Source organism: Deltaproteobacteria bacterium, assembly GCA_016874775.1.
GTDB lineage: Bacteria > Desulfobacterota > Binatia > Bin18 > Bin18 > VGTJ01.
Window position 1 is genome coordinate 21375 of record VGTJ01000012.1, and the last position, 11383, is coordinate 32757.

Annotated in this window: 10 protein-coding genes; 3 read left to right on the plus strand and 7 right to left on the minus strand. The window is 53.0% G+C overall.

Features of this window, described 5'->3' with window-relative positions:
* Window positions 1–25: 25 nt before the first annotated feature.
* From FJ147_03375 to FJ147_03395, 5 genes are all read right to left on the minus strand, one after another.
* Window positions 26–1840, minus strand: coding sequence for a hydantoinase B/oxoprolinase family protein (locus FJ147_03375; protein MBM4254919.1), 1815 nt, complete (start codon window positions 1838–1840; stop codon window positions 26–28).
* Window positions 1837–3915: a hydantoinase/oxoprolinase family protein gene (locus tag FJ147_03380; protein MBM4254920.1), complete on the minus strand. Its 2079-nt coding sequence runs from the start codon at window positions 3913–3915 to the stop codon at window positions 1837–1839. The genes FJ147_03375 and FJ147_03380 overlap by 4 nt, the downstream gene beginning before the upstream one ends.
* Window positions 3912–5699: an ABC transporter ATP-binding protein gene (locus FJ147_03385; protein MBM4254921.1), complete on the minus strand. Its 1788-nt coding sequence runs from the start codon at window positions 5697–5699 to the stop codon at window positions 3912–3914. Before FJ147_03385 ends, FJ147_03380 begins: the two co-directional genes overlap by 4 nt.
* Window positions 5675–6442, minus strand: coding sequence for a QueT transporter family protein (locus tag FJ147_03390; GenBank protein ID MBM4254922.1), 768 nt, complete (start codon window positions 6440–6442; stop codon window positions 5675–5677). The genes FJ147_03385 and FJ147_03390 overlap by 25 nt, the downstream gene beginning before the upstream one ends.
* A gap of 61 nt (window positions 6443–6503) precedes the next feature.
* On the minus strand, window positions 6504–6776 hold the full coding sequence (locus tag FJ147_03395; GenBank protein ID MBM4254923.1) for a hypothetical protein: 273 nt from the start codon (window positions 6774–6776) through the stop codon (window positions 6504–6506).
* 301 nt (window positions 6777–7077) lie between these two features.
* On the opposite strand from FJ147_03395, the gene bamD reads away from it, so the two are divergent.
* The 3 genes from bamD to FJ147_03410 all read left to right on the plus strand — a co-directional run bounded on the left by bamD (window position 7078) and on the right by FJ147_03410 (window position 9856).
* Window positions 7078–7983 (plus strand): outer membrane protein assembly factor BamD, encoded by a 906-nt coding sequence (gene bamD, locus FJ147_03400; GenBank protein ID MBM4254924.1) that lies wholly within the window; start codon window positions 7078–7080, stop codon window positions 7981–7983.
* Window positions 7984–8073: 90 nt separating this feature from the next.
* Window positions 8074–8628 (plus strand): histidine phosphatase family protein, encoded by a 555-nt coding sequence (locus FJ147_03405; GenBank protein MBM4254925.1) that lies wholly within the window; start codon window positions 8074–8076, stop codon window positions 8626–8628.
* A gap of 52 nt (window positions 8629–8680) precedes the next feature.
* On the plus strand, window positions 8681–9856 hold the full coding sequence (locus FJ147_03410) for a CoA transferase (GenBank protein ID MBM4254926.1): 1176 nt from the start codon (window positions 8681–8683) through the stop codon (window positions 9854–9856).
* Between the two features lie 67 nt (window positions 9857–9923).
* Here the strand turns inward: FJ147_03410 and ybeY are convergent, their stop codons facing one another.
* Both ybeY and FJ147_03420 read right to left on the minus strand, forming a co-directional pair.
* Window positions 9924–10289, minus strand: a complete 366-nt coding sequence (gene ybeY / locus FJ147_03415) for an rRNA maturation RNase YbeY (protein MBM4254927.1) — start codon at window positions 10287–10289, stop codon at window positions 9924–9926.
* Window positions 10180–11382, minus strand: a complete 1203-nt coding sequence (locus FJ147_03420) for a PhoH family protein (GenBank protein MBM4254928.1) — start codon at window positions 11380–11382, stop codon at window positions 10180–10182. The genes ybeY and FJ147_03420 overlap by 110 nt, the downstream gene beginning before the upstream one ends.
* Between the last annotated feature and the right edge of the window lies 1 nt (window position 11383).

Here is an 11383-nt window from a genome sequence, read left to right on the forward strand (position 1 = left end):
CCGGAAACGCTTCGCGTATCCCGGCCTACTCGCGTACTGCCGCTCGTCGTTTCTCTCGACAGGCTGTGGTTACGGCTTCATCGAGTTGCAGTGACTCTGAGATAATCACCCCATACTCCCGCTCGGCGGTTGCAATCGAATAGTATCCGTCACGTACATCATCAAGCACCCGCTGCGGATCACGTGACAGGGGATCACCATACCCACCGCCAGTGGCGCCCACTGCAACAAAGATATCTCCGGCAGTCACAGTGCGATAGGCAACCTTCGATGGAAGTGAGATCTCCTCACCGTCTGCGGTCTGTTGAATCAGTTGACCTGGACAACCTGAGCCACCGCCTTTATATCCCCAAGCCGGATAGCCGAAGCCATCACCTTCGACCGACGCCCCTCCACCACTCAAGTAGCGAATGGACTTGATCGACGCGAGTCCGCCGCGCCACTGACCAGGCGCGCAAGCATCTTCGCGTAATTCGTAGCGCTCAACGCGTAACGGGACATGCGACTCGATATCCTCGATCGGGTTGTTGCGTGTGTTGGCATAGAGCGTATCCACCGCATCCATTCCGTCGCGGCCATAGCGTCCACCGTAACTTCCCTCGAAGATTTCGAGATGAACCCACGGTCGTTGGTTACGAAAACCACTAGCCGCGATCACTTTAAGATTGCCAACCCCTGCACACACTTGTTCTGGCAATGCTTGGGACAACGCCCGCATTACCGTATCGCACAACATGTTTCCACCAACGAAACGTGCAATAGTCGGCGCAGGAAAGATCGGATTTACTAAGGTTCCTTCTGGAGCAACGATAGTGATGGGCCGGTACAATCCGCTATTTTGTGGAATGTTGCCATACGTCTCCGTATCTAAGAGCACTGACCGTAAGACTAACCACACCGCAACATCGACCGTGCCGACGAACGGCAAGTTGATCGGTCGATCCGCTACTTGCGGTGCTGTGCCGGCAAGGTCGACGATCATGTCACTACCGTTCACGGTGAGTGTGACCACGATTGGGAGATTGCGTCGGCTTGGATTAGGATCGTCCAAATAGCCGTCCATATAGCCAGTGGCGGTGTAGCGACCGTCAGGAATGCGCTCGATTGCCTGACGCATGAGCCGCTCAGAATAATCAAACAATTCGGCACACGCAGCTTCGACCGTCGCAAGGCCGTAACGCTCGATCAACTCAACGTACCGTGCGGCACCGATACGACAAGCCGCAATTTGGGCTTCCATATCGCCAACGACCAAATCAGATACGCGAACATTATCTCGTAAGATTTGCCACACGGCATCATTGCGCTTTCCTTGATCAAAAACCTTAATCGCCTTGAATTGTAAACCTTCAGCATAGGCGTCCACGGCTTCGACAATACCAGTGCTTCCCGGTGTTTGTGAGCCAATATCAAGGTGGTGAGCGGTCGTCACCGAAAACCCCACCAACTGATCGTTGAAAAAGACCGGTACACAAAAACCAACATCAGGTCCGTGACTGGCGCCACCATAGGGGTCGTTATGCATGATCACATCCCCTGGCCGAATCGACTCGCCTCGTGCCGCGAGTTGTTGCAAAATGCCGCGGACATAGCCAGGAATCGGGCCAGACTGCAGCGGTGTACTTTGACGCGACTCACATAATTGTTGTCCTTGGGCATTCACCAGCGCCGCACCAAAATCTTCAGACTCACGGATAATGCTTGAGTACGCCATGCGCATCAGCTTATAGCCCATCTCTATGGCAATTTGCTCTAACGCGCCCAGGATCACACTCGTAGTGATGGGATCGATTGTCGGCTTTTTGTCAGTGCCGACGGTGGCAGTGGCGTGTTGGGTCATGCCGTATCTCCAATCGTTATGATAAAGTTGCCGTGCTCATCAGCCTGACCGCAACATCCCGGTGGGATTACTGTTGTACTATCAGATTGAAGGAGAATAGCTGGCCCATTCACAATCTGACCAAGGGGAAGTTTCTCGTGTCGATAGAAAGCAGTCGGAAATGCGTTGAGGCCGCTTTGGATGCGAAAGACGCACTCGTCCCTTTTGACGAACGCTTCATCCAGCGACCCACCCGTCTGTGACGGTAGTTGCTGGATCTTTTGCGTTGGCCCAATCCCCGTGACGCGAATATTGACGAATTCTATAGGGCTTGTGACAAAACAGTGGCCATATTCAGCTTCATGCTGACGATGGAATGCATCAGCGGTTTGTTGCATGTTCCTTTCACCGAGCGGTCCGTTTGGTATGGGCACGCGTAACTCATACCCTTGGCCAACATATCGCGCGTCAGCATAACGTTCGAACGTCACTGTCGTGGGCTCGACACCATCTCTCACAAATTGTTCATGAAGCGTTCGTTTCATCTCGGCAAAATCGGCATTGAGCTGAGGATAATCCAGCCCAGGATGGACTTGAAAGGCTGTTTTAAGTGTGTCGTATTGCAAATCGGTAGTGAGCAACCCCAACGCGGACGTTAGGCCAGGAAAGTACGGAACGATGCAGACAGGAATACTGAGCATCCTCGCAACTTCAGCGCCATGCAGAGGCCCGGCGCCACCAAATGCCACTAGTGCATAGTCGCGCGGGTCGATACCTTTTTGTACCGTGCGCGAGCGAATCGCGTTAGCCATGTTGTTATTGACGATCGTGATAATGCCTTCGGCTGCTTCGAGGTCAGATAGTCCCACTTGTTGAGCAAATTCATCAATCACTCGCTGTGCAGCAATAGCGTCAAGCCGCATTGCCCCGCCGAGGAAATTGTCTTTATCGAGTCGTCCCAACACCAGATTCGCATCGGTTACCGTCGGTGTTGACCCACCACGACCATACGCTGCGGGTCCAGGCTGCGAGCCTGCACTTTGCGGCCCAACCCGAAAGGCGCCACCGGCATCGATCCTGGCAATGCTTCCGCCCCCGGCACCAATGGTGTGAATGTCGATCATTGGCACCATTGCCGGATACCCGGCAATCCATGTGTCTCGCGCCGTCGCTTCGCTAAAGGTACCGTCAGTGACAACACCAATGTCGGCACTGGTCCCGCCCATATCAAAGGTGATCAAACGCGGATAGTGCGACAGCGCACCAGACCACGCTCCACCCAGCACCCCGGCTGCTGGACCAGAGAGGAGAGTGAGTACCGGTTTTTCTGCAATCATTGCAGGCGTGGCGACGCCGCCGTTCGATCGCATAATGTGCAACTCTGCACGCAAACCCGCGTCGCGCAGACGCTGTGCCAATCGCGTAATATATCGCTGCACAGTTGGCCCAACGAAGGCATTCATGGCGGTTGTGGTGAAACGTTCGAACTCTCGGAATTGCGGTGTGACAGACGCTGAGGTCGCCACAAACACCTCGGGATATTCTTCCCTGATAATGTCTCGCGCCCGTTCCTCATGCCGTGGATTCAGATACGAGAACAAGAAACAGACGGCGATCGCTTCAGCACCTTCGGCCTTCAGTTCACGCGCTGCTTGTCGGACTTCCTCTTCATTGAGCGGAACCAACACGTCTCCTTTTGGAGGAACGAGGCGTTCGCTCACGACCTTGCGGTGTCGGCGCCGTGCCAGCGGACGGTCTTGCCAGGGAATTTCCTGCTGAATGGAATAATGTTGCGGTCGTTGATGACGCCCAATATGCAGGAGGTCGCGGTATCCTTTAGTGGTAATCACACCAACACGAGCACCGTTGTATTCAAGTAATGCGTTGGTTGCAATTGTCGTCCCATGATAGATTCGCTCAATGTCAGTGAGGTCAAATTTATGGCGGGTGCAGAGTTGAGTAATTCCAGAAATAACTCCCAGTGATGGGTCAGTCGAGGTTGTTGGTACTTTATGGATGAATACCTGACGGGTTACCGTGTCTGTGTAAATCACGTCCGTAAACGTCCCACCGACATCGACCCCGATGAGATTCATGACTGAAAGGTCCTTTCCTGAGACGAATTGTGTATCCATGTCAACAACTCTTCAACCGATAACGGTGTTACTCCGAACTTCCTACCGATGAGTGTCACGTCAGGCGGTCGAAAAGCAGCTTGAGCGCATAACTCAGGTTGTGCGCACATGGAACGCATAGGGCCATCCCACAGCAAGCGCCCTGCGGACATCAACAACGCACGTTCGGCATATTCGACAGCCACCCAAGGTACGTGCGTGATGATAATAAGCGTTCGTCCATCGCGATGGAGCTGTTTCAGTAGTTCCATCATTTGTCGTTGTTCGCGGTAATCGAGACCGGTCGTCGGTTCATCAAGAATTAACACACGTGGGCGCATCGACAGCAACGCCGCAACCGCGAGACGTTGCCGCTCTCCTCTGCCAAGAAGGAACGGATCCTGCTCACGCACGTGTTGTAAGCCGACTGCTGTCAGTGCTTCGTCCACCCGTGAGCGGACTTCTTCTGAGGTAAGACCGATGTTCTGCGGCCCAAAGGCAACTTCTGCTTCTACCGTTTCAGCAAATAATTGATGGTCAGGATTTTGAAAAACATAGCTCACTTCTTGAGCCACCTGAACGAGTGGCAGTGTTGACAGTTCTTTCCCGCGTAAGAGCACTTGGCCATGAGTCGGCACGAGCAATCCACTGATGTGTTTTGCTAATGTTGTCTTTCCGGAGCCGTTCTTGCCCAACAGCGCAATAAACTCTCCCTCACCTATAGTGAGTGAAACCTGCTGTACCGCGGAGGGGCCGTCGGCATACGTATGCGAAATGGTGTGTAACGAAAGAAGTAGGGGTTGTTGCTGGTTCTCATGCTGTTCTTGCGAGGGAACCGTCAAGGACTCTGCCGGTGAGTGCTGTTGCAGGAGTGTTGCTGCGGCTTCTGGCTTTCGTGGATATTCACGCACGCCGAGCACGGGAAAGAGACGGTCGCAATCATGCGGTTTGATTCCGTAGTGTTCGAGCATCTCTACGTGCGGCAAAAGCTCATGAGGTGGACCATCAGCGACGATTGCACCCGCGGCCAGAATCAACAGTCGATCGGCTTCGAGTGCGGCTGTGATTTCATGCTCTATGACTACGAGCGTATGACCTTGGGTGCGCATCTGTCCCAGGAGCGTGAAAATCTCTTGTCGCCCCTCTGGGTCAAGATCGGTTGTCGGCTCATCAAATACGAGAACACGTGGGCGCAGCGCTAACAATGCAGCAATGGCTAACCGCTGTTTCTGCCCGCCAGATAACGTCGTTGGGTCCCGCTCCTCAAACCCCGACAAACCAACCTGCGCAAGCGCTGTAGTTAAACGATGGTGCATCTCAGCCGGTTCGACACCAAGCTGCTCTAAGCCAAATGCGACTTCGTCTCGGACTGTGGTCGAAAAGAGTTGTGCTTCAAAATCTTGGAAAACCATCCCGATGGTTTCGGCTAATTCCCCCACCTTTTCCACCGCCAAGCGTTTGTCGAAGAGTCGCACCTCGCCGGTAAATTGTCCGTTCTGAAAGGCAGGAATCACACGGTTCAAACACTTCGCTAGTGTTGATTTTCCTGCACCAGACGCCCCCATGATCACAACCATTTCTCCCTGCCGAATTTGCAGCGACACCTCGCGTAACGCAGGTATGGTCGTGTCAGCATAGGTAAACGACACCTGATCGAGCGCCAGTGCTTCTTCCCTGGACGAGTGGGCGACGTGGGGCTCGTCTTTTGAGGACTCTGGACTTTGGACTCTAGACTCTGGACTCACAGCAGCGCCAATCCTATGCATGCAAGGACGATAAACGGTAACAATCCTAATCCTACTTCGATCGTTTTGGTCTCGGTTACCCAACCCATCGTCACAAATAGTTCTGGAGTCCAACTCCCGCTAGATAAGAGGTTTCCGACCACAAATCCGCTTATGGTGGCACCTGCGAGCAGTCCCAAACCGAACAGTCGCAGTGCTGGAGGTTTTGGAGGTCGGGGTTCGAGGAGATCGGAATACAGTAATCGACCCTTGGCAACACGAGGATAAATGACAGCCAAGAGTAAAGGAGCGAACAACATCGACGAGACGAAGTTGTTGAACAAGATGATATTGGCAAGGATACGAAACGGGACGAATCCTAGCAGGTTGAGGCCCCAACCGATAAAGAGGGCGCACAGAGAACTTGCGAGCAGGATGGTAAAAGTAAACTTCACCCACGTCAGCGGAGTTTTCGGTACCGGCTGATCTCGTGAGACCAGCTGCCACGTTTTGTAAGGGACTGTCCCATACAAGAAGTTACCAAAGAAGCCGAAGAAATCGCCTGGCCCGATGCCACCGAAGAAATCACCAATAACATTGCCAATCGCTGCCCCCCACGCAGCAGCAGGACCAAAGAGAAACGAGCAGATGACCGGAACGGCGTTGGCAGGGCGCAACTCCGTTACTCCAGGAATAATGGGAATAACTTTGAAAGGAATGAGAATCGCTGCGTAGAGCGATGCACAGATGGCAGTAAAAACGACCAGGCGTGTGTTGTCCCACATTTTTTGTCCCGCCCTGAGGTACCACAAGGCGGGACCGGGGACAATGGCGAAAGCGGATGCGTTATTGAATCTTGGTTACGCGGATGTAGTCCACATCATAAAAATACGACACACTCTGATCCAGAGTCAGGGCAGGCTGTAAGCCAGCATCATAGGCTGCCGTCCATGACGAGGCTGGTGCCCAGAGATTGAAACGGACACTCATCGGATCATTGGCATGGGCAGCCGTAGTCGAGCGGGCAAGGACACCGTTGATATACCATTCGGTGCGGTTTTTGAGCCACCGGAGTTGCAGTGTCGTCCACTGGTTGCGATTTAATCCACCAACCGTCACTAAAGGCCGTTAAATTCGTCGCTGAACATGACCTGTGCGAACGCCGGTGCTTGGCTGGCAAGAAATGTGAGCAGGGTGAAAATTGACGATCTCACTATCGTTCCAAGATGTTGTCGCATTGTCAGGACATCTCCTTTCTCAGAGGTTCAACATGAGCAAAGACGGTCGGTGGTACAACAGGCGTCCCCTCCTTTCGTATGAGGCAAGTTGTTGTTTCAATGTACAAAAATCCCAAACGGGAAAGCAAATTGGGACCAAGGACGTTGACAACCGCTAAAAAAATCCTTTAGCGTGGCGCTTTATGACACGACGAATTGTATTTTTTTTCCTCGGATTTTTCATATTGATAGGCGTGAGTGGGTGCTCGCCAGCTATGCGGCGGCTTTCGGCGAAAGAGTATTACACCGAAGCGAGCGATTACTACAACAGGGAAGATTTCATCACTGCGGGTGAGAAATATCAAGAATTGCTCGACCAATATCCTCTGAACCCGTACGCTGAAGAGGCGCAGCTCAAAATTGCTTATGGTCGTTACCTCGATAGGAAATTCGCTGACGCACTTACTGGTTTCAGTGATTTTGAACGGACCTATCCCACGAGTTCGCACCTCCCGTTTGTGCAGTATTACCGAGGTATGTCATATCTCGATCAGATGCGTTCAATTGACCGTGACCAAAGCGTGACGGAGAAAGCGAATGATTTTTTCCGCGCGGTCTCTGGCCGCTTCGGTGACAGCTCCTTTGCCTTATTAGCGGAACAAAAAAGTCGCTCCTGCCGGGAATCACTCGCAGAACATGAGTTGTACGTCGCCGAGTTTCATATGAAGCGGTTTGCGCTTCTTCCGGCTAAATCGCGCTTACGGCGAGTGGTAGAGGAATACCCGGAGACGGATGCCGCGACCAAAGCGTTAGGTCACCTTCAAGAAATTCTTGAAGACATTAACAAGAAGAGTCTTGCTGAGCTTGCAGGAAAAGCCTTGGCTGCACGAAAAGCTGCCAAACCGGCCTCTGCGGATGCTGCGACTGGAACCGACAACACCCCTCCTCCAGAAGTTGACCCGTTACTGGCTCTCGTCACCCAACTGAAGAAACAAGAAGAAGAAGATCGAAAGGTCGTCTTTCAATCTTCTGAAAGTGAGAAGAAAGACACTCCACCACAAACGCCGACACAACGAGCTTTGCAAAAAGAAATTGAGAAGAGAGAGTAGAGTTCGGGGAAAGTGCCAGAGTAAAAGGCCTGGGTGATTCCTCGATAGTTTCTGCGTGTTGGTCACTTTTGGTTATTTTTCATATTGACTATGCCTCTCTTTCGGCTGTATCTCATCCGCCACGGACACCCCAGCGCTGGGTTCGCGGAAGCTACGGATCCTGGTCTCAATGAGATCGGTATCACTCAAGCGCAGGCCGTTGCGCAAGAACTTTCTGCGCTTGGACCATTACCAGTGCTGACGAGTCCACTCAAACGTGCGCGTGAGACTGCCCGCCCATTCGAAACAATATGGAAGGTCGACGCGACGGTTGACGTGCGGATTGCTGAGGTTCCATCGCCCAGTCAGAATCTGGAGGAACGAACTGCATGGATCCATCGTGCCTTGCGCGGACGATGGAGTGATCTGTCGACAGAATATCAGGCCTGGCGCGAGCAAGTAGTGCAGTGTTTAGTCACACAGAAAACGTCAACGGTCATGACTACGCATTTCGTTGCCATCAATGCAGCGGTAGGAGCTGCTACTGGCGACGATCGTCTGATGTGCTTTGAGCCTGACCATTGTTCGTGTACTGTCTTGGAAGTCGAGAATGAGATCCTGCGGGTTGTTGCTCTCGGGCGTCAGAGAGCAACTGTTATCCGCTAGCACCCGTTCTGCTGGAAAGCTGCCAATGCCGTAGCACGCAAGGAGGGAAACTATGCCAGGACCACTCGCTGGATACCGTGTTATTGATGTGACACAAATGATCTCGGGGCCGATGGCGACGATGGTGCTGGCTGACCAGGGCGCGGATGTGATCAAAGTTGAGCCGCCGGGAACTGGAGACCTGACGCGTGCGCTCGGCGGTCCTCGTGGGATGTCCCCTACCTTCACCATCGTTAATCGCAACAAACGCTCTGTGGTCCTCAATCTTAAAACGCCACGCGGGTTAGCAATTCTCAAAGAACTCGTCGCTAAAGCTGACGTGTTCGTGCAGAATTTTCGTCCTGGTGTAGCTGAGCAAATGGGCATTGGCGAGGCGGAGCTACGGCGCGTTACACCTGATCTGGTTTACGTTTCGATCAGTGGGTTTGGAGAAACTGGGCCATATGTCCATAAGCGAGTCTATGACCCGGTGATTCAGGCACTATCTGGACTGGCCTCGATTCAGGCTGATCCTGACGGACGGCCACACATGATGCGACTCATCGTGCCAGACAAAGTGACTGCCATGACCGCAGCACAGGCCATGACTGCGGCCTTACTCGCACGTGAACGGACGAAGCAAGGGCAACATGTGCGGCTGGCAATGCTCGACGCAGTGGTTTCTTTTCTCTGGCCTGAAGCGATGGTTGCGCATACGTTCATTACCGATAAAGAAGTGACCATTCGCCCAAACGCAAGAGACCTTGTTTTCGAGACAGCCGACAGTTTTATCACTGTTGGAACGGTCTCTGATGCTGAATGGCAAGGACTCACGCGCGCGCTTGAATGTCCAGAATGGCTGGAAGATCCACGCTTCACTACTCCCGCGGGGCGAGTAAAATACGCTGATGCGCGTTTAGAACTAACGGCTGAGGTTCTTAAGACGCGGACGTCAGCAGAGTGGCTCGCTCGTCTCGATGCGGAGCAAGTCCCATGTGCTCCTGTGCTCAGTCGCAAGGATTTACTAACCGACCCGCAGATCGTAGCGAATCAGCTGATTGTCGAGTCAGAACATCCATCGCTCGGTCGCATGCGACAGCCACGTCCAGCAGCACGGTTTGATCAGACTCCAGCGGAGCTGCGCATTCCTGCGCCACGGCTTGGGGAGCATACCGATACGGTGCTGGCGGAACTCGGAGTTGCGAATGAGGAAGTAGCAACGTTGCGGACGAGTGGGGTGATTGGGTAACACCTCACCCGCACTCGTTGCCCTCGTGTTGCCCTCTCCTTAAAATGAGACCATTCTTGCTCTATTCCTACATGCGGCTTTCAATCGACGACAGCATTGCCTTAATCTCCCGCCCCTTCCGATGCATGCGCATCGCCTCACTACGTGAGACTTCGTGATCGTAGCCTAGAAGATGCAGGATCCCGTGAATCAGCAGGATCTGCAGCTCTTCGCGTAACGAGTGATGGCGACGTTGCGCTTGCCGTGCAGCTGTGTCAACGGAAATCACCACGTCACCCAATAAGAACGGCTGCAGTTCATCCGCTAACGGAAACGAGAGTACGTCAGTCGGCTTGTCCTTCTGACGATACTGACGATTCAGGATGTGAATCTCCGGGTCCGTTACCAGTGCGAGACTCAGTTCCGCCCGCTGTTGATTCAGATGGCGTAAAATTGTTTTGCTCCACTGGCGAAACTCTTTGTGACTCACCTCTGGGGTCTTGCCAGAAACGTCGATCGTTACGTCGCTCTTGCGCGCGTTGGCGACGGAACGCACGCTTTTCCTCTTCGTATTTTTCGCGTTCTTCTTGTGCTCGCTCATACGCAGTAATGATATCTTGCACTAAACGGTGACGGACGACATCCTTCTCACTGAAGAAGGAAAATTTAATACCGTCGATGCCACGTAAAATGTGTTGGGCTTCTTTTAAACCTGACCGTGTGCCCGCCGGAAGATCAATCTGTGTGACATCGCCAGTAATAACTGCTTTGGAACCATAGCCAAGGCGAGTGAGAAACATTTTCATCTGCTCTGGCGTGGTATTTTGCGCTTCATCAAGGATGACGAACGAATCGTTCAATGTTCTCCCGCGCATAAACGCGAGTGGCGCAACTTCAATCGTTCCGCGTTCGATCATCTTGCTGGCGCGATCATAATCGACCATGTCGTACAACGCGTCATACAACGGACGCAGATACGGATTGATCTTTTCGGCCAGATCGCCTGGTAAAAATCCGAGCTTCTCACCAGCTTCGACTGCTGGGCGTGTTAAGACCACCCGGCTCACTTTGTGTTTCATCAGTTCAGCAACCGCCACCGCCATGGCCAAATAAGTTTTCCCCGTACCCGCTGGCCCTATGCCGAAGACAATGTCGAAGTGTCGAATCGCATCGATATACACTTTTTGTGCGATGCTCTTCGGAGTGATCGTGCGGCGGTTTGCCGAGATATAAACCGTATCGAGGAAAATGTCTTTCAGATTTGCCGAACGGTCCCGGCTGAGGATGCGGATCGCGTAATCGACATCGCTCGGGTAGACCGGATACCCGTTTTGTAGAAGGCCATAGAGTTGAGTCGAGACCCGACTCGCGAGGCTGCGTTGCTCTTCATCTCCAGTGATGAGGAGTGCATTTCCCGAAGTCGCGAGTTTCACACCGACGGCCCTTTCAATGCTGCGCAAGTGCTCATCCTGGTGTCCCAGGAGGTCGTGAAAGAAACGATGACTCTCGAATTGGACGCGTGAAGTATTCTCGTTGACCTGCTCCAAG